We start from the raw sequence: 17,975 nt of genomic DNA on the forward strand, positions 1-17,975 counted from the left end.
CTGTTAACCGATCGGTCGCAGGTTCGAATCCTGCCTGCGGAGCCATTTATTGGAGAGCTGTCCGAGTGGTCGAAGGAGCACGATTGGAAATCGTGTAGGCGGCCAACGCCGTCTCAAGGGTTCGAATCCCTTGCTCTCCGCCACTTTAAATACATCTGGCCCGTTGGTCAAGTGGTTAAGACACCGCCCTTTCACGGCGGTAACACGGGTTCGAATCCCGTACGGGTCACCATTCTTTTTTGGACAGCACGTTAAAAAGCAAAAGGCGAATGCCAGAGCTTTTTAAAGGAAGGTATGCTAAGATCGCAACATCCTGTTGCAACGCATACACTTGTACGTCCTGTACTGCGGAGGATTAGCTCAGCTGGGAGAGCATCTGCCTTACAAGCAGAGGGTCGGCGGTTCGATCCCGTCATCCTCCACCATTTCTATGAAAATCATATTATCGCGGGGTGGAGCAGTTCGGTAGCTCGTCGGGCTCATAACCCGAAGGTCGCAGGTTCAAATCCTGCCCCCGCAACCAAATTACTCATTAAATGAGGAGTACCCGAAGGGTGCAACCAAAATGGTCCGGTAGTTCAGTTGGTTAGAATGCCTGCCTGTCACGCAGGAGGTCGCGGGTTCGAGTCCCGTCCGGACCGCCATTTAAATAAAGGCTCGGTAGCTCAGTTGGTAGAGCAACGGACTGAAAATCCGTGTGTCGGCGGTTCGATTCCGTCCCGAGCCACCATTTGCCGGTCTAGCTCAATTGGTAGAGCAACTGACTTGTAATCAGTAGGTTGGGGGTTCAAGTCCTCTGGCCGGCACTGTTTTGGAGGGGTAGCGAAGTGGCTAAACGCGGCGGACTGTAAATCCGCTCCCTCAGGGTTCGGCGGTTCGAATCCGTCCCCCTCCACCATGTTTTTAGGGGCATAGTTTAACGGTAGAACAGAGGTCTCCAAAACCTCCGGTGTGGGTTCGATTCCTACTGCCCCTGCCAATTTTAATTCACAATTTATGGCGGTTGTGGCGAAGTGGTTAACGCACCAGATTGTGGCTCTGGCACTCGTGGGTTCGATTCCCATCAATCGCCCTTCATATTGGGCTATAGCCAAGCGGTAAGGCAACGGACTTTGACTCCGTCATGCGCTGGTTCGAATCCAGCTAGCCCAGTTTTCATCTTTCTTTATCATCCTGCATATGATAAGATGAATATTAGTTAAAATGCGGAAGTAGTTCAGTGGTAGAACACCACCTTGCCAAGGTGGGGGTCGCGGGTTCGAATCCCGTCTTCCGCTCCAATTCTTAAAATGATGGCGGCATAGCCAAGTGGTAAGGCAGAGGTCTGCAAAACCTTTATCCCCGGTTCGAATCCGGGTGTCGCCTTATTTGCCTCGTGCCGGGGTGGTGGAATTGGCAGACACACAGGACTTAAAATCCTGCGGTAGGTGACTACCGTGCCGGTTCAAGTCCGGCCCTCGGCACCATTGAATCACACACATGCCGGTGTGGCGGAATTGGCAGACGCGCACGACTCAAAATCGTGTTCCTTCGGGAGTGTCGGTTCGACCCCGACCACCGGTATCACTAAACATCGTATTGCCAAACGATGAAAGAGCGTTCCTTACAAAGGAACGCTCTTTTTATTTATTCTTTATCTTGGAACAAGTCCGTAAGAATTTTTTTTAAAGGACTGCGAGCTCCGGAAGCTGCGCTGCTGGCGGCTGTCTACTATGATCTCGGCTTTTTAAAAATTCAAAAGGATAAACACGAAGAAGCACTCGAGTATTTCGGCCTCTCATTTAAAACGGATGATATCGAAAAAATGCGCCTATTATGTACATGCAATGCATATACGAGTCAGCTAGGTCAACTTATAAGATAGGTGAGGTTGATAAGGCGCTTAAGTGGGTTCATTTTGTTTTTGAGTTTGCTCAGAAAACGAATAATATCAACTTTTCGCTCAAATTCTCGATTCTAAATATATGCTATAGCGCTCCTTTTCGCTGGTTAAAACGAGTCCAAGCGATGTAGTAAGGAAAGCAGTTACAATAAGTTTATTAAGAAGCCGTAGATGAACGAAAAAGGGCGCCGTAATTGGCGCCTTCTCATTTTATTGTTGTTTTCGGTTTAAAAGATTCATAATGACTATACACATCAAAATGAGGCCAATAAATGTTCCGCTACTATCTGGTTCTATGTTAAAAAAAGTTGGAAAAGCGAAATAGTTTATGACGAAAATTAGGATCGCCATTTTTAATAAAACTCTATATAACACTTAATTTTCCTCCCGCTCTATTGTCGCCAAGGCACACCGATGCCCTCGATAACCTCTCCGGTGAATGGATTCCTCGCGAAGTGGAAACCTATTCCATATTTTCCGTCCCCGGAAATCGCCCTAAAACCAGCACCTACTGCCCAAAGCGCTCCGGAAATCGCGCTTACGTAAGGTACAAATTTAGCGACTTTGATCAAGACTGCTCCAATTCCTGCTATAGCGGATGTTGCATCTTTAGTTTCGTTTATTACATTAACTATTTTTTTGGTTATACAAGAGCTGAGATAAAGGCTGTACCTAGTGCCAGCCCAACTCACTTTAGACCCCGTTACACCATGACAGCCAGCCAGCGCATTCGCACTGCTCTCTTTGTGAGCAGAAGCGGTTGAGCTTTCTAAAAGTGTTTTCTTTCCGTCCTTAGATACAGAATATTTCTTTGCCCGGACCTTCATATCCTTAGTATTTGCATTTAAGGTTTCTACTACGTATTCGTATATTTTACCGCCTTCTTCTATTCTGAATGATGATGCGTTTTCGGATATTTTGGTGAATTTAATCCCTTCTAAAGGATTCGGATCTTCAAATGTTTCTTTAGCGAAAACATTTGATGGAAAAGTGGCGACTAGTAAGATAATCGAACAAAGAGCCATAGTGAATAAAAATAATTTCCTTTTTAGCATGCTTATTCCTCCCTTGGTTTACAATTCTACCAGAGGGAGGATATTCAGTTAATGACTAGTTTTAATTTGGTGAATTTATCCTAGAGAGGGGGTGAAAAACGCCCAGTCTCTGACTAATTAGAATACGTTAATTGTCCGGTGTTTAAATGGAAGAACGAAGACGCCGTGGCTGGCGTCATTGAAACAGTTTGCCCAGGCTTTTCCGGTCTGCTTTCCGGCTGTTCCTTTCTTAATCGCGTTCACATCGCCAAGCAGTCGAGATAGTCCGTAGAGAAAGCTGCGTATTTTATCTTGGACGACCTGTACAGAACGATTGTGTTGATACTCATTTTTCTTCGCCTATGCAGCTGTACGTATTATTAGCAATTTAAAATTTTTGCGCCAAATTTTGTACAAAGGCAGACAAAAACCTTGATATATCAATGGTTCTCTGGATATATTCACCCTGACCACCGATATCGCTGAAAACCGTATTGCCAAACGACGAAAGAGCGTTCCATATAAAAGGAACGCTCTTTTTGTTTATTCCTCATCAAAAAGGAGAGCCGCCAACATAAACGCAATGACCAACTGTTGTCCGCACTCTTCATTTATCGCACCGTGAAATAAGGCACCTTGTCATCAGCAAGGTGCTTTTCTTTATGCAATGATATGTTCTGATCCTCCGATCCACCTTTTTACGTTTTGTTTACAAGTTGATCAAACTTTAGCGACATCTGCCCGCTATATTGAATACAGCCAGATCTCATCTAGATATAGACAAAGGAACAATGGAACACGTAAAGGATTAATTTTTTGAGGAGGAATACAGTTGTCAATTCGCATTAAATTGCCTGACGGGTCCGTCAGAGAATTTGAGGAGGAAGCAAGCATTGAAGATGTCGCTGCTTCTATTAGCTGTGGCCTGGAAAATGCGGTTGCAGGTAAATTAAACGGAAAGCTTGTAGATTTATCAACTCCGCTTCAGGACGGTGCGCTCGTTGAAATTGTCACCCGGGACTCGGCTGAAGGTCAGAAGTTCAAGCGTGAAAAAGCGCGGGGGACAGGGCGTATTGTGGCACTTGATGCAGCTCGGGGGCTGGCGGTCATCGGGATGTATTTGCAGCACTTCGCCTTGAACGAAACGAACGGTTCAATCGTTTCCGGGAATACGACGCTTCTATTTGTGCTTTGCGGCGGCATCTCCTATTCGATCATGGCCGGGCGCATGTTGGATCGAGGAATGGAGCCGGCCGCATTTCGGACGCGGATGCTTGCCCGCGCGGTATTTATCGATATTATAGGATACCTTCTCATCATGCTGAATACTCCGTTCGGGGTGATTTTGCCAGCTTATGCGGCACTGTTTGTGCTGGCGTTGGTGCTGATTCGTCGTTCGACACGTGTGTTAGTTACAACAGCAGCTGTTTTGCTTGCAGTGAGCCCGCCGCTGATGATTCTCGGAGGCAGCGTCCTGTCGAAAGCATACTTACTTGGTGATATGGCAGGCGGCCCGATGTCGGCGCTCGCACTTGCACCCGCTTTTGTCGCCGGTATGGCAATCGGGCGCTTCGATTTGACCAGGATGCGGACCGCACTCTCGCTAGTGGGCAGCGGCACAATCATGGTTATCGTCTCTAAAGTTTTGGGCACTTTCGTTCTTCCGGGGCTGAGCCGTTCATTCGAAGAGTGGCTCGTAAGTGTTCAAGGCACCGCCGGCGCTGAGCCGGATCAGTATGCAATCTGGCCGCACAACGTGGCACCGCCGTTGTGGCACAATCTTCTTTCGATCGCTCCGCACAGTGCGTCAACTTTCCAGACGATGCTGGGGCTTGGGGTTGCCTTTCTGGTGCTTGGATTGGTATGTCTCGTGCCGCAGAAAAACTCTGCCGTGTTAAAGCCGTTCGCGGGAGTCGGACGTGTGGCGTTGACGATGTATGCAGCTCAGTTTGTTGTTATATGGACTCTTGAAATCTCGGGGGCCAAGTATGATATCGGGGCCATTCCATTCAGTGATCTGTTCGTCGCGGCCATGGTGACGGTGACAGGGTGGCTGATTGCACGGCTTCCTGCCGGTCCGCTTGAGACAGCGATGCGCCGCTTTGACCGGGCCTTCAGCACCTTGGGACCCGTCACGGGAACGACAACATCCAGGTAGGCGGTCTTTTAACATTTTACCTGAAGAAACCGTCTAAGGAGGCAGTTCCTTCAGGCTGTTAGCCTGTCGGGAGCTCCGGAAGATATTGGAGGAGGAGGGCATGCTGAATCAGAGTGTGAGGCAGGCAAATGAAATGCAGCCAGAACTCCTCACTCTTGTAATGGTTTTCTCTTATCAAGTTTGCAATTTGAAAATATCACGAAATGGGGATGGCATTTTTCTATGTTTAAGAATTCGTTCACAAAGTGTTATCTGATCTTGGTTTTGTCGCTTATGATGCTGCTTGGAGCGATAACCCCCGGTGTTGCTATGGCGCAGACTGGCAAGGGGACGGCGTCCGGTCAGCAGACAAAAGTAAAGACTAAAAAATCTCAGAAGCTAAAACTGGACAACAATGTTGCTTCGATGACAGAGAAACGAACGCTTCATGCTGCGTTTAAGCTTCCGCAAGGTGTTGATGTGAAGAGCTTAAGCTGGACGTATGACGGCAAACCGCTGTCTCAATGGAAAAAATATAAGGTCCGTGATTACAGCGGTGCACCTTTCATTACTGTTAGCCATGTAAAAGTGACCAACGGCAAGGTTCATGCTAACATCAATTTCGATCTTCCATACGATACAGACAACCTGTCAGAGCCGCGATTGCAACGTCCGCTATACGCATCGCTGATGGGCACATATGATTTGGCGGCAACAGTGAACGGACGAGTGGTTGCCCATGCTCCCGTAAAATTGACGCCATATGACAGCTTCCGCACTTACGATGAGCTGAAACCGGAGATCGATGCCGTTACAGCAAAAGCTGCGCAAAAAAACAACAGATATATCAAAACGACTTCTATTGGAAAATCGGTCGAAGGCCGTGATATCTATTTGACAGTGCTTGCCAAAGATAAAGCCGCTGTCGATAAGTATCAGAAGGTGACTCACCCTGCCATGCTCAATGACCCGAAGAAATTGCAGGCCGACATTAAATCCGGCGCATTTGGCGACTATCAGGTGCCGATCTGGTTGAACAATATTCATCCGAATGAAGCGCCTGGCGTCGATGCGATCATGAATTACTTTAAGTCAATGGCATTGGATAAGAGCATGACGTACGATACAGTTCTGCCGAATGGCAAGAAAAGCAAGACAACGTTGAATATAGACGATGCATTGGAACATGTTTTTTTCCTGTTCGTTTATACGGACAACCCGGATGGCCGGGTTCATACAACACGTTCCAATGCTGAGGATTTCGATTTGAACCGGGATAATTCTTATCAAACCCAGCCTGAAACGCGCAGCGTAACGGAACAAATCGCGAAGTGGTCGCCGCTGTCTTTTCTGGATATGCACGGGTTCGATGCCAATTTCCTGATTGAGCCTTCTACTCCGCCTCATAACCCGAATGTTGAGTATGACCTTTTGATTGACCACATGGTGGAACAGGCAAAGGCTATGGGTGAGGCCGGGATTGCTAATACGAAGTATGACTACTATCACATCCCTTATGAAGAACATCGGAAAACTGCGAAAGATCCAAATTATGTGTCAAAAGGCACGGCTTCGGGATGGGATGATGCATCTGCAGCATATACCGCTGCATTCGCCATGTATCACGGTGCGATGGGTCACACGCTGGAAACGCCCGAGTCGAATGAAGAGTCTACCAAAGCTCTGTATTACAGTTCTGCGGCAGCCACAAAATATGTAGCGGGAAAAAAAGAAGAGCTGTTCCTGAACCAATTAAAAATATTCGAGCGCGGCGTGGACAATATCGATGATCGTGCTGTCGATCATTACTTGGTCAACGCCAAAAACGAAGAGATCGGCCGTCCGCGGCAGGGCAATCAAAACTTCTTCCCGGAATATTACGTACTGCCGGTCGATAAAAATATTCAAAAGAATGTGTTGGAAACCTATAAGATGGTTGAGTACTTCCTTCGCAACGGCGTAAAGATTGAACGATCAACAAAAGCGGTAACCGTTAATGGAAAAACATATCCGGCAGGATCATTTATTGTAAACATGCACCAGGCAAACCGCGGCCTCGCGAACTTGGTCTTGTATGATGGAATAGATGTATCTGATTATGAAATGATAGCCGGTGAGATGATTCAAAATTTCCATGATATGCGAGGTTTTGACCGTTATGTAATTCGAGATGCCGGGGTGTTCAAAGGCAAGACTTCTGCCATCACCTCCGTGTCGTTTCCGGGGACTAAAATGCCAAAACGCTCAGCTTATGTGCTAATCCAGAACACAAACAATGATGCGATAAAGGCAGTCAACGAGTTACTGGCAGCCGGCAAGACCGTTACAATGCTCACCAAGAGCGGATCAGGCTATCAAGCGGGCGACTTCGCGGTTGCCTACAAGGACCTGGCCCCATTGGCTTCCAAGTACTATCTTGACGTGAGCGCATCCGGCCATAAGAAACCAAGCGGCAAAGTCCTCAAGGCTTCTACTGTAGGAGCACTGGGTGAAGCGGCATATGTACTGAAAAATCTGGGCTTTAACGTCACCTCAGAACAGGCGGGCGCAGATGTGCTTGTCAATACGTTCGACTCTTCTAAATATGTTAATAAAGGAAAGCCTTACATTGCATTTGGAAACATGGGGATGACGAATGTTCAGAAGTGGATACCCGGATTTTCTTTTAAAGGACCTGAATGGGAGAGATACGAAGGCGTCTTCTTGGCAAATGTCATGCAAGATCATGCTATTACAGCTCCTTACAATAAACAGGAATACTTCTACACAGTCACTGGTTCTTATATTACCGCTGTTCCTAAAACGGCAAAAGTGCTTGCGGTGATTGCTGATGAAGATCACTTCTTCAAGGCAGGCTGGTGGCCTGGACATGATGCTGCCAAAGGAAAGATTATGGCTTTCACGTATAAAGATAACAACAAGAACTTAACTGTTTTCGCTAACGATCTAACCAATGACGATCATCCGCAGCATCAATATCGGTTGCTGGCGAATTCGATTTTCAATGCCGGTCCCGGAAAAACCGAAAATGCTCCATCATCAAAACGATGAGAGGCTGGACAGCTGAAGTGCAAGCGGCTCCCGCAGTGGAGGTGTCTCGTCTAAACAGCTGGATAGACAAGCTTTGGAACGAACATTGAACCATCGTTAGCAGTGCCATGATTTTAGATCATGCTGCCTTTCTTTTGAAGGGCAGTTTTTTCGTGTCTGACGGGTCTTCATCGTTTGCTTTGCTTCTAGTCAAAGGGCCGGAAGCTTCCGTAAGTGCCTGCTTTTCATATGCGGCCATATGCTTCCAGCCTTTCTTGAATCCTCCCCATTTTTTTATGCAGAAACTTAAGGTTAAAAAAGACGATAAGTGTTCCGGATAGGGCTGATAAGATCATTGCAGGAAAACTGAATTTTTCTATCTCTGCGGCAGCGGTCAGCAGATAGCAACAAAATGGCAGCATAAAGATCGACGTTAATATGCCGGGTACATAATGTTTAAATGTGAACCATAGGACGATATGAACAAGGAAATGAACAGTAAAAGCAAAAAAGAAACCAAACCAGATAATATATTGATTAAAATAAATACTGAGAACAGTTACACCAACAGCTAGTATAAATTCTTCGAGCACAGCGCAAACAAAAGAAGCGGTTTTGGCATGTCCAAATGGAGCTTTTTTCAGTTGTTTCAGTTTGCTTCGATATCTTTTGCCCCATGCCTCGACCATCACCATCTCTTCAAAATCATGCAGTATAAATAATATCGGCAGCATCCAAGCTATAAATTGCATGTTTTCCATTTACATTCCCCCTCTTATGTGCCACAATTGTGACATTTCATAGAGAACAAAGTCAATGAGCCAACGAAAAGTGCTACATTGCCATAAAAAGTGCGACAGGAGAGAGAATATGAAGCAAATGCCCTCAAAAACAGCTCAGCAATCTAAAAGCTGGCTGACGCTATCATTGTTGGAGCTTATGAAGGAAAAAAGCTTTTCAGACATCACCATTACAGAGATAGCGGAAAAAGCGCAGCTTGACAGAAGAACATTTTATCGGCATTTCCATTCAAAAAAAGATATATTAGACCGCTATTTTGAGCAGCTTTGCAGTGAGTATTCCAATTACATTGTTCAGGAAAAACATATTGACTTATCCAGTCTTGGACATGCATACTTCAACTTTTGGAGCCGACATGCCGATTTTTTACAAGCCCTTCATCAGAACCATTTGTTTTATTTGATTGTTGAGAAATATAATGAACTTCTACCGGATCTTCATAAAAAATTTAAAGAAGAAACCTTTCATTTTAAAAGCAAAATCGACTTGGAGTACGGGCTTTCATTCAGCGCAGGGGGCTTTTGGAACATCCTTTCAAAATGGTTTGAGAGAGGCCGGAAGGAAACTCCTGAAGAAATGAGTCATATTCTGCAAGGAATAGTAGATTCATTTTTAAACAAGCAAGCTATCGAAAGGTGATCTCTGTTGGTATATGAGTGCTTTAAGCGTTTAGCCTTCTTTCTTAATTTCTGCTTGTGCTTACGGCCAATCTTCGGTACCGTTAATGCAAAGACCCTTGTAATATAGAGAACAGGAGTGAGGCCGTTGTTGAATACGGTGAAGATCAGAGGGGTGGCTATCGGAGAAGGAGCCCCGAAAATTTGCGTGCCGCTCATCGGAAAAACGCATGAACAATTGAAAGAAGAAGCTGCTTTTCTTCTATCGATTAATCCGGATCTTGCCGAATGGCGGGCGGATTTTTTTGAGGATGTCGAAGACGTTGACAAAGTGAAAAAGGTATTGGCTGACATCCGGGAGATCTTAAAGGATATCCCGTTGATATTTACATTTCGTAGCGCGGAGGAAGGCGGCGAAAAAGAAGTCAGTAAGGAATTTTACTTTTCCTTGAATCATGCCGTAGTCAAAACAGGGCTGGCAGATGTGATTGATGTCGAGCTGTTCAATGAAGAGCATCATGTGGAAAAACTGGTTCAAGCGGCTCATATGCAGCATGTCTTTGTCATTATATCCAACCACGATTTCGGGAAGACGCCGAGAGCGGAAGAGATCGTTTCCCGTCTCCGAAAAGCCCAGGATCTTGGCGCCGATTTCCCTAAGATCGCGGTGATGCCTGAAACACCGGCAGATGTGCTGGTGTTGCTTGAGGCGACTCATATGATGCATGAGCGGTATGCGAAGCGGCCGATTATCACGATGTCGATGGCCGGAAAAGGCTTGATCAGCCGGCTCGCCGGAGAGGTATTTGGCTCGGCCGTGACGTTCGGCGCAGCGAAAAAAGCATCCGCACCTGGCCAAATTGAGGCGACGGATTTGAAACATATACTTGATGTGCTTCATCGCAATTTATAATCATTGGGTGCGCCGCTCTGATCCCTTTTATAGTGAAAAAGATTCATATATTTTTCCATCCTTTTCACTTGCCAAATCGGTGTGTTACGATAAAAAATGAATTGAATAGCTTTACTAGGGGTGCCCGACTGCGGGCTGAGAGAGAAACATGTGTTTCTTAACCCTTTGGACCTGATCTGGTTCGTACCAGCGTGGGGAAGTAAAAAGGATTCGGGAGAAGATGGGGAATGGGTATGGTCCGTCTGTCTTCCAGTGATTTTACTGACTGTAAAACCAGGTTCATCATATGAGCCTGGTTTTTTTGTGCTGGTGCTGTTCCGGAGTTTCGTCCTGATCAATTTTTTAGAGGGGAAGGATTTTTACATGAAACAGGAGTCAGTACAGCAAAAAAACATCTCGATTATGTCAAGTTTTTCAGGGAGCCGCAAAGTGTATGTCGAAGGGGCGCGACCTGACATTCAAGTGCCGATGAGAGAAATTTCGCTAAGTCCGACGACGGGTTCATTTGGCGCCGAAGAAAATCAGCCTGTCCGCGTCTACGACACGAGCGGTCCCTATACGGACGCGAATGCAGAGGTTGATATTCTTAAGGGGCTGAAACCTTTGCGGGCGACCTGGATCAGGGAGCGCGGCGATACCGAAGAATATGAAGGCAGAGAAATCAGACCGGAGGATAACGGCTATAAAAGCAAAGAGAAAGCGAGCAACAGCTATCCAGGGTTGAAACGAAAACCGCTGCGCGCGAAAAAAAGTCAAAATGTCACCCAGCTGCATTACGCAAGAAAGGGGATCATTACGCCCGAGATGGAATTTATCGCGATCCGAGAGCATGTATCTCCCGAATTTGTTCGTGATGAAGTGGCAAGCGGACGGGCGATTATTCCGTCAAATATCAACCATCCGGAAAGCGAACCGATGATTATCGGCCGCAACTTCCACGTGAAAATCAATGCCAACATCGGCAATTCCGCTGTCACCTCTTCGATTGAAGAAGAAGTAGAAAAAATGACATGGGCCATCCGCTGGGGCGCTGATACGATGATGGACTTGTCCACAGGTAAAGATATTCATACAACGAGGGAGTGGATCATCCGCAATTGTCCAGTTCCTGTAGGGACTGTGCCAATTTATCAGGCGCTTGAAAAAGTAAACGGCGTCGCGGAAGATCTCACTTGGGAGATTTACCGCGATACATTAATCGAGCAGGCTGAGCAAGGCGTTGATTATTTTACGATTCATGCCGGCGTCCTTCTTCGGTATGTGCCGCTGACGGCAAAGCGCGTCACTGGAATCGTATCCCGCGGCGGGGCAATTATGGCGCAATGGTGTTTGGCTCATCATGAGGAAAGCTTTCTGTACACGCATTTTGAAGAGATTTGCGAGATTATGAAAACATACGATATCGCATTTTCGCTCGGGGACGGCCTTCGGCCCGGCTCGATTGCGGATGCGAATGATGAGGCCCAATTTGCCGAATTGGAGACGCTCGGCGAGCTGACGGAAATCGCCTGGAAGCATGATGTTCAAGTGATGATCGAAGGACCGGGACACGTGCCGATGCATAAAATTAAAGAGAATGTCGACAAGCAGATGGAAATTTGCAAAGAGGCGCCGTTTTACACGCTCGGCCCGCTGACGACCGATATTGCACCGGGCTACGATCATATTACATCGGCAATCGGAGCGGCGATGATCGGCTGGTACGGCACGGCCATGCTTTGCTATGTGACGCCGAAGGAGCATTTGGGACTGCCGAACAAAGACGATGTCCGCGAAGGCGTCATAACATACAAAATCGCGGCCCATGCGGCTGACCTTGCCAAAGGGCACCCCGGCGCGCAAATCCGCGATGACGCGCTTTCCAAGGCGCGCTTTGAATTCCGCTGGCGGGACCAGTTCAATTTGTCGCTCGATCCGGAAAGAGCGCTTGAATACCATGATGAAACCCTTCCGGCGGAAGGCGCCAAAACGGCACACTTTTGTTCAATGTGCGGGCCTAAATTTTGCAGTATGAGAATTTCCCAGGATATTCGCGACTATGCCAAGGAAAACGGCCTTGATGAACAAAAGGCTATTCAAAAAGGATTGGAAGAGAAGGCGAAGGAATTTAAAAAAGCAGGCGGCAGCATTTACAGTTAAAAACGGGCAATACTGCAGATGAAAGGGGAACCTTTCATCTGTTTTTTTATAATATGGGGTTGACAGGTCGGAATAATATGAATTAGTATGTTGTTTAATATTTCGGAAAATTCCATCAGCGCTGATCGGTCAACCGAAGGCTCTTATCTCAATTGGGATAAGAGTTTTTTATTTTCAGTTTAGAAAAGAAAGGGGAACAAGATGTCTTTATCAATTCGTGTAAATGAAAAAGCATTTGGAAACGGCAGCCTTAAAACAAGCGTGCTTCAAGACGTGAAACTGACGGTCGAAAACGGCGAATTTCTGACTGTCATCGGTCCAAGCGGATGCGGGAAAAGCACGCTCTTAAAAATCGCTGCCGGTCTTGACGGGAATTATGAAGGGCGAATCAGCATGAACGGAAGAGAAATCAAGGGCCCGGGGATTCAGCAAGGTTTCATCTTTCAGGAGCATCGGCTTTTTCCATGGCTGACGGTCGAGCAAAATATCGCCGCTGATTTAAGCCTGAAAGAACCGGCGGTGCGAAAAAAAGTCGATGAATTGATTGAAACGGTGCGGCTGAAAGGCGCGGAGAAACAGTATCCACGCGAGCTGTCCGGAGGTATGTCGCAGCGGGTCGCGATTGCCAGGGCTTTGCTCAGGGAGCCTGAGATTTTGCTGCTTGATGAACCCTTCGGCGCCTTGGACGCCTTTACGAGAAAGCATCTCCAGGATGTTCTGACAGACATTTGGCGAGAAAAGAAGATGACGATGATCCTCGTGACGCACGATATTGACGAATCGGTTTATTTAGCCAACCGGGTCGCGATTCTTACCGCAAAGCCGGGGAGAATCCACAAGCTGATTCCGGTCGATCTGCCATTTCCGCGCAGCAGAACATCGCCCGTTTTTCAATCAATCAGACAAAAAGTGCTGAAAGAATTCGAGACAACGGAAACATTCAGCTTTCAGGAAGGTTCAGGGATTTGAGCAGAAAGGAGCGGAAAAACGTGAAAAAGTGGCCGTTGTATATGCTGGGCTGCCTGATGCTTCTTGCGGGCTGTTCAGCAGCCCAATCAAGCGGAGGGGGCGGAGATTTAAAAGAGATCAACATCGGAGTGCAGCAAAGCTTAAGCCCGTTGCTCCTTGCGAAAGAAAAAGGCTGGTTTGAAAAAGAGTTCGCAAAAGAAGGGATTCAAGTGAAATGGACAGAGTTTCAAAGCGGTCCGCCGCAGTTTGAAGGTCTTGCCGCAGGTAAACTTGATTTTTCCCAGGTCGGAAATTCACCGGTGATCGCAGGGCAGGCGGCTGGCATTGATTTTAAAGAAATCGGTCTTTCGCAAGACGGTTTAAAGGCGAACGGCATTCTTGTGAAAAAAGGGAGCGGCATCGATGACATAAAAGATTTGAAAGGAAAGAAGGTGGCGGTGGCAAAAGGCAGCAGCGGGTTCGATTTTCTGTATAAAGTGATCGATAAAGCAGGTCTGGAGCCAACAGACGTCAACATCATTCAGCTTCAGCCTGACGAAGCCATGCCGGCATTTGACAGCGGCGCGATTGATGCATGGTCGATTTGGGAGCCGTTTTTGTCCCTTAAAACGATCAAAAGTGACGCGGCAATATTGGTTGACGGGGAACAAATCGACAAGTATTCCCCTGGTTTTACGCTTGTACGAAGCGAATTTGCCGAGAAGTATCCTGATGAGGTGATCCGTTTTCTGAAGGTGTATGACAAGGCCGTGAAATGGCATAAAAACCATAAGAAAGAAGCGGTTGAAGCGTATGCGAAAATTAAAAATCTCGACAAAAAGGTCGTTGAAAACGTGCTGAATAACACCGAACCGTTAAATGAGCCGATCACAGACCGCATTATTGAAACGCAGCAGGAGACTGCCGATTTTCAATTCAAATTAAAAGCGATTAACAAAGAGATTGATGTAAAAGAAGTGGTTGACAATTCATTTATTAAAAAAGCGCTGAAAGGAGGAGATGACAAATGAGGGCTGTTTCATCAAGCACCCCCTCGATCCAGCCGAAAGCAGGCGCAAAACTGAGACCGGCCGCTTTTCGGCTGGCATGGGGGAAGGGAATTGTATTACCTGTGATATTGATTTTATTATGGCAGCTTGTCGGGTCATTTGAGCTCATATCAAAAACCGTGCTTCCGGCTCCTTTAGATATATTGCTTACATTTCGGGATCTCATCGTATCAGGAGAGCTTTTCACTCATTTAGGCATCAGCATTCAGCGCGCCGCGCTCGGCTTTTTCCTGGGAGCCGGACTCGGGCTCCTGCTGGGGCTTGTAATCGGCTTTTCAAAAATCGCCGAGGATTATCTCGATCCCTCTCTGCAAATGCTGAGAACCGTTCCGCATCTCGCCGTCACGCCGCTGTTTATCTTATGGTTCGGTTTCGACGAACTGTCAAAGGTGCTCTTGATCGCGCTCGGCGCCTTCTTCCCGGTATATATCAACACATTTTCAGGAATCAGGGGTGTCGATTCGAAACTGTTCGATGTGGCGAGAGTATTGGAGTTCCATTGGCTGAAGCAGGTGACTAAGCTGATTCTTCCCGCATCGCTTCCGAACATCCTCTTAGGCATCCGCCTGTCGCTCGGTGTTTCGTGGCTGGGCCTTGTTGTTGCCGAACTGATGGGATCAAGCGCGGGAGTCGGCTATATGATTATGGATGCCAGACAGTTTTCACAAACCGATAAGGTGTTTGTCGGAATTTTGATTTTCGCAGCCGTCGGCAAGCTGACGGATTCATTCGTCAGAATTCTGGAGAAAAAGTGCCTTGGCTGGAGAAACAGCTATCAAGGTAATCAAAAGTAAAGGGGAGATCTTTTTGGACATTTTATGGTTTATTCCTACTCATGGGGACGGACGTTATCTCGGCACAGACACGGGAGGCAGAGCCGCAGATCACACCTATTTTCAGCAGGTAGCGCAAGCGGCTGACCGGCTTGGGTATACAGGGGTTCTTTTGCCGACGGGAAGATCGTGCGAAGATCCGTGGATTACCGCCGCCGCTCTGGCGTCAGTCACGAAAAATCTGAAGTTTTTAGTCGCTGTAAGACCCGGTTTGATGCAGCCGTCGGTTGCGGCGCGGATGGCTTCCACATTCGACCGGCTTGCAGAGGGCAGACTCCTCATCAATGTGGTCGCCGGCGGGGATCCGTATGAATTAGCCGGCGACGGCCTGTTTATCAGCCATGATGAACGGTATGAAGCGACAAATGAGTTTCTCGACATATGGCGGTCGCTTTTAAAAGGCGAGACTGTCAGCTATTCGGGGAAACACTTGAAGACCGAAAACGGCCGCTTACTCTTTCCGCCCGCCCAACACCCTCATCCGCCGATCTATTTTGGTGGCTCGTCAAAGGCCGGGCAGGAGACTGCCGCCAAACACGCGGATGTCTATTTAACATGGGGAGAGCCGCCCCATCTCGTTAAAGAAAAAATCCAATCTGTCAAAAGACAGGCTGAAAAAGAAGGGAGGAACGTCCGTTTTGGAATTAGACTGCACGTACTCGTCAGAGAAACGGAACAAGAGGCGTGGCAGGCGGCAAATAGACTGATCAGCCACTTGGATGATGAAACGATTGCCGCAGCCCAAAACGCGATGAAACGGACGGATTCATCAGGGCAAAAGAGGATGGTTCAGCTTCATCAGGGAAACAGAACCAATCTTGAGATCAGCCCGAATCTTTGGGCGGGCATCGGACTGGTCAGAGGCGGAGCGGGGACAGCGCTCGTCGGTGATCCGGAAACGGTTGCCTGCCGGATAAAAGAATATGCTGATCTCGGCATCGAATCCTTTATCTTCTCAGGTTATCCTCATCTTGAAGAAGCGTACCATTTTGCCGAAAAGGTCTTTCCGCTCCTTCCGTTTCGCCCGAAACTTCAAAGAAAAGCGTCTGGCGAAGTCATCGGAAATGACCATTTTCCGACGAGGCAAAAGGAAAAAACGATTTAAATAAAAAAACTCCAGACATTCTGGAGTTTTTTATCTGTTTTTATAAAATGAAAACATATACGAAAGATGCTGAATAATGATCAGCACAAAGATGACGATGATCGGGAAATACGGGATCCTGGCTTGGAAAAACGGGTAAAAGATCAATAGAAGCGCTGCGACTGGCATCGCCACATACAGCACGATATAAGATGTTCTGCATGCTTTTGCGGTAATCATCTGTTCTCTTTCATCCTGTTCTTTAAATTCGTCAGGGACGAGCATAAAGCGCTGCTTGCGTGAACCGCTTTTTTTCTCCAAGTATGTGTAAATCGAAAGCGCGAGCCCAAAGAGAAGGATGGGAATCAGGTTAAAAACAAAATGGAGCTCTGAAGCGTTTGTTTTCAAGCTTTTGGCGATTTGTTCCGATGTGTGAAAAAAGGTTATAAACGTCCAGCATGCGAGTCCGAACAGAAGGATGTGAAAGAAAGTCCGTGTGATCATATTCATTCGTGTTTGCCTCCCTCTAACCAAAATACGTCTTCCATTTTTAATTGAAATTCCTCGCAAATTTTCAAAGCCAAAAGAAGCGACGGGATGTAATTGCCTTTTTCAATGGCCGCAACTGTCTGCCTTGTAACTCCGATCGCGTTTGCAAGGGCTTCCTGTGAATACCCGTACCTTGCTCTCAATTCTCTAACCCTGTTGTTCATCCTACCACCTGCAATTCTTCGTTTATATAGTATATTTGACATATTGTTAAATGGGTTTGACATAATGTTAACTTGATTTTACAATGTAATCAACATCTTTTGATCTAGGATCGGCAGGTTATTAACTGTAACATTTAAATTTATACATAAAATTAACAGAAATGGAATAGAGAAAATAGAATTATCTCACTTTTTGAAAAAAGGGACTTTGAGGGTATTTTGGGGTTCGGATTTCAGGAGAAGGAGGGTCTTATTAGCTGGTTCTTTTTCCTTAACATCCTTGAAAGACACGAGATTTATAAAAAGAAAAAATGAGAGAGAAAGAAGGAGGAGAAATAAGACAAAAAGATTATAAAGACATCATAAAGTGGAAACGGGGCTTTCATCTTCTCTTCCAAGCCGAAAAGCGTGGGCCATTAGATTGAAAAACCGCGAGATCCTTAAATAAATAGTTGGAACGTAGTGTTTATGAAATAGGAAATTTCATAGATTTCAGTATGATTTTGGATATGTTACTCTTTGGTTACTTGATAGAAAGGAGGGGGAAAAATGACATACGCAGCACCTCAGGTTGACTATTCTGTCAATCCGTCGATCGAAGATCAGGCTTGGTTCTTGGTGTTTGTTGCAGTGCTTTTGGCACTTGGCGCAACTGTTGTTCTTGGCGCCGCTGTATGGTGTGTAGTTAACGGAAACGGCAGCTTCACAGGATCCGTCCAATGGGTCAGCGGTTTGAAAGTCAACATTGAATGTAGGAAATAGCCATACTTAAAG

14 protein-coding genes, 16 tRNA genes and 1 riboswitch (1 of these 31 running past the window's edge) are annotated in these 17,975 nt (G+C 46.6%); of the genes, 26 read left to right on the plus strand and 4 right to left on the minus strand.

The genetic code is table 11. The annotated features are described in order from the left end of the window. From M1D67_RS04755 to M1D67_RS04830, 16 genes are all read left to right on the plus strand, one after another. Positions 1-45: transfer RNA gene (locus M1D67_RS04755), tRNA-Asn, on the plus strand; it begins 30 nt to the left of the window's first position. A 6-nt stretch (positions 46-51) separates the two neighbouring features. Beyond that, positions 52-143 (plus strand) — tRNA-Ser (locus tag M1D67_RS04760). A gap of 14 nt (positions 144-157) precedes the next feature. Next, a tRNA-Glu gene (locus M1D67_RS04765) sits at positions 158-232 on the plus strand. Positions 233-349: 117 nt separating this feature from the next. Then, positions 350-425 (plus strand) — tRNA-Val (locus tag M1D67_RS04770). Positions 426-446: 21 nt separating this feature from the next. Further along, positions 447-523 (plus strand) — tRNA-Met (locus M1D67_RS04775). A 44-nt stretch (positions 524-567) separates the two neighbouring features. Continuing rightward, positions 568-644: transfer RNA gene (locus M1D67_RS04780), tRNA-Asp, on the plus strand. A 10-nt stretch (positions 645-654) separates the two neighbouring features. After that, positions 655-730: transfer RNA gene (locus M1D67_RS04785), tRNA-Phe, on the plus strand. Positions 731-733: 3 nt separating this feature from the next. Then, positions 734-806: transfer RNA gene (locus M1D67_RS04790), tRNA-Thr, on the plus strand. Positions 807-813: 7 nt separating this feature from the next. Then, positions 814-898, plus strand: a tRNA-Tyr gene (locus M1D67_RS04795). Positions 899-905: 7 nt separating this feature from the next. Next, a tRNA-Trp gene (locus M1D67_RS04800) sits at positions 906-979 on the plus strand. 20 nt (positions 980-999) lie between these two features. Further along, a tRNA-His gene (locus M1D67_RS04805) sits at positions 1,000-1,072 on the plus strand. Between the two features lie 8 nt (positions 1,073-1,080). Next, positions 1,081-1,152: transfer RNA gene (locus M1D67_RS04810), tRNA-Gln, on the plus strand. Between the two features lie 53 nt (positions 1,153-1,205). Beyond that, positions 1,206-1,280 (plus strand) — tRNA-Gly (locus tag M1D67_RS04815). Positions 1,281-1,294: 14 nt separating this feature from the next. Further along, positions 1,295-1,365, plus strand: a tRNA-Cys gene (locus M1D67_RS04820). Between the two features lie 12 nt (positions 1,366-1,377). Further along, positions 1,378-1,466: transfer RNA gene (locus M1D67_RS04825), tRNA-Leu, on the plus strand. A 15-nt stretch (positions 1,467-1,481) separates the two neighbouring features. Beyond that, a tRNA-Leu gene (locus tag M1D67_RS04830) sits at positions 1,482-1,563 on the plus strand. 711 nt (positions 1,564-2,274) lie between these two features. Here M1D67_RS04830 and M1D67_RS04835 read toward each other — a convergent pair. Next, positions 2,275-2,937 carry a hypothetical protein gene (locus M1D67_RS04835; RefSeq protein WP_105979146.1) on the minus strand — a complete coding sequence of 221 codons (663 nt, stop codon included), beginning with the start codon at positions 2,935-2,937 and terminating at the stop codon, positions 2,275-2,277. Positions 2,938-3,748: 811 nt separating this feature from the next. On the opposite strand from M1D67_RS04835, the gene M1D67_RS04840 reads away from it, so the two are divergent. After that, positions 3,749-5,074 (plus strand): TGS domain-containing protein, encoded by a 1,326-nt coding sequence (locus M1D67_RS04840; RefSeq protein ID WP_025811885.1) that lies wholly within the window; start codon positions 3,749-3,751, stop codon positions 5,072-5,074. A gap of 222 nt (positions 5,075-5,296) precedes the next feature. Further along, positions 5,297-8,104, plus strand: a complete 2,808-nt coding sequence (locus M1D67_RS04845) for a M14 family metallopeptidase (RefSeq protein ID WP_479831637.1) — start codon at positions 5,297-5,299, stop codon at positions 8,102-8,104. 224 nt (positions 8,105-8,328) lie between these two features. Here M1D67_RS04845 and M1D67_RS04850 read toward each other — a convergent pair whose 3' ends face one another. After that, on the minus strand, positions 8,329-8,844 hold the full coding sequence (locus M1D67_RS04850) for an HXXEE domain-containing protein (protein WP_271725600.1): 516 nt from the start codon (positions 8,842-8,844) through the stop codon (positions 8,329-8,331). A 109-nt stretch (positions 8,845-8,953) separates the two neighbouring features. Here M1D67_RS04850 and M1D67_RS04855 point away from each other — a divergent pair, with 109 nt between their 5' ends. The 7 genes from M1D67_RS04855 (at position 8,954) to ssuD (ending at position 16,509) form a co-directional block, all read left to right on the plus strand. After that, complete coding sequence (locus tag M1D67_RS04855; RefSeq protein ID WP_035339157.1) at positions 8,954-9,523, plus strand: TetR/AcrR family transcriptional regulator; 570 nt, start codon at positions 8,954-8,956, stop codon at positions 9,521-9,523. A gap of 126 nt (positions 9,524-9,649) precedes the next feature. Beyond that, positions 9,650-10,414: a type I 3-dehydroquinate dehydratase gene (gene aroD, locus M1D67_RS04860; protein ID WP_031305076.1), complete on the plus strand. Its 765-nt coding sequence runs from the start codon at positions 9,650-9,652 to the stop codon at positions 10,412-10,414. Between the two features lie 106 nt (positions 10,415-10,520). After that, positions 10,521-10,629, plus strand: a riboswitch (TPP riboswitch). A gap of 148 nt (positions 10,630-10,777) precedes the next feature. After that, complete coding sequence (gene thiC, locus M1D67_RS04865; RefSeq protein WP_429726145.1) at positions 10,778-12,553, plus strand: phosphomethylpyrimidine synthase ThiC; 1,776 nt, start codon at positions 10,778-10,780, stop codon at positions 12,551-12,553. A gap of 201 nt (positions 12,554-12,754) precedes the next feature. Continuing rightward, positions 12,755-13,522 (plus strand): ABC transporter ATP-binding protein, encoded by a 768-nt coding sequence (locus tag M1D67_RS04870; RefSeq protein WP_020450655.1) that lies wholly within the window; start codon positions 12,755-12,757, stop codon positions 13,520-13,522. 41 nt (positions 13,523-13,563) lie between these two features. After that, positions 13,564-14,532 (plus strand): aliphatic sulfonate ABC transporter substrate-binding protein, encoded by a 969-nt coding sequence (locus M1D67_RS04875; RefSeq protein ID WP_199792127.1) that lies wholly within the window; start codon positions 13,564-13,566, stop codon positions 14,530-14,532. Further along, positions 14,529-15,365, plus strand: a complete 837-nt coding sequence (locus tag M1D67_RS04880) for an ABC transporter permease (protein ID WP_020450657.1) — start codon at positions 14,529-14,531, stop codon at positions 15,363-15,365. The genes M1D67_RS04875 and M1D67_RS04880 overlap by 4 nt, the downstream gene beginning before the upstream one ends. A gap of 13 nt (positions 15,366-15,378) precedes the next feature. Then, positions 15,379-16,509, plus strand: coding sequence for an FMNH2-dependent alkanesulfonate monooxygenase (gene ssuD, locus M1D67_RS04885; RefSeq protein ID WP_479831638.1), 1,131 nt, complete (start codon positions 15,379-15,381; stop codon positions 16,507-16,509). A 30-nt stretch (positions 16,510-16,539) separates the two neighbouring features. Here the strand turns inward: ssuD and M1D67_RS04890 are convergent, their stop codons facing one another. Further along, positions 16,540-16,998 carry a hypothetical protein gene (locus M1D67_RS04890; RefSeq protein WP_025811868.1) on the minus strand — a complete coding sequence of 153 codons (459 nt, stop codon included), beginning with the start codon at positions 16,996-16,998 and terminating at the stop codon, positions 16,540-16,542. Next, on the minus strand, positions 16,995-17,201 hold the full coding sequence (locus M1D67_RS04895) for a helix-turn-helix transcriptional regulator (RefSeq protein ID WP_020450660.1): 207 nt from the start codon (positions 17,199-17,201) through the stop codon (positions 16,995-16,997). Before M1D67_RS04895 ends, M1D67_RS04890 begins: the two co-directional genes overlap by 4 nt. A 549-nt stretch (positions 17,202-17,750) precedes the next feature. On the opposite strand from M1D67_RS04895, the gene M1D67_RS04900 reads away from it, so the two are divergent. Next, on the plus strand, positions 17,751-17,963 hold the full coding sequence (locus M1D67_RS04900) for a hypothetical protein (protein ID WP_020450662.1): 213 nt from the start codon (positions 17,751-17,753) through the stop codon (positions 17,961-17,963). Positions 17,964-17,975 lie beyond the last annotated feature (12 nt).

This window comes from Bacillus sp. PK6-025 (assembly GCF_056530265.1).

What these genes read in the sequence shown, in the direction of transcription:
- M1D67_RS04835 (WP_105979146.1), bottom strand. Translation starts at nt 2,937, where the DNA reads ATGCTAAAAAGGAAATTATTTTTATTCACTATGGCTCTTTGTTCGATT.
- M1D67_RS04845 (WP_479831637.1), top strand. Translation starts at nt 5,297, where the DNA reads ATGTTTAAGAATTCGTTCACAAAGTGTTATCTGATCTTGGTTTTGTCG.
- M1D67_RS04850 (WP_271725600.1), bottom strand. Translation starts at nt 8,844, where the DNA reads ATGGAAAACATGCAATTTATAGCTTGGATGCTGCCGATATTATTTATA.
- M1D67_RS04855 (WP_035339157.1), top strand. Translation starts at nt 8,954, where the DNA reads ATGAAGCAAATGCCCTCAAAAACAGCTCAGCAATCTAAAAGCTGGCTG.
- thiC (WP_429726145.1), top strand. Translation starts at nt 10,778, where the DNA reads ATGAAACAGGAGTCAGTACAGCAAAAAAACATCTCGATTATGTCAAGT.
- M1D67_RS04870 (WP_020450655.1), top strand. Translation starts at nt 12,755, where the DNA reads ATGTCTTTATCAATTCGTGTAAATGAAAAAGCATTTGGAAACGGCAGC.
- M1D67_RS04875 (WP_199792127.1), top strand. Translation starts at nt 13,564, where the DNA reads ATGCTGGGCTGCCTGATGCTTCTTGCGGGCTGTTCAGCAGCCCAATCA.
- M1D67_RS04880 (WP_020450657.1), top strand. Translation starts at nt 14,529, where the DNA reads ATGAGGGCTGTTTCATCAAGCACCCCCTCGATCCAGCCGAAAGCAGGC.
- M1D67_RS04890 (WP_025811868.1), bottom strand. Translation starts at nt 16,998, where the DNA reads ATGAATATGATCACACGGACTTTCTTTCACATCCTTCTGTTCGGACTC.
- M1D67_RS04895 (WP_020450660.1), bottom strand. Translation starts at nt 17,201, where the DNA reads ATGAACAACAGGGTTAGAGAATTGAGAGCAAGGTACGGGTATTCACAG.
- M1D67_RS04900 (WP_020450662.1), top strand. Translation starts at nt 17,751, where the DNA reads ATGACATACGCAGCACCTCAGGTTGACTATTCTGTCAATCCGTCGATC.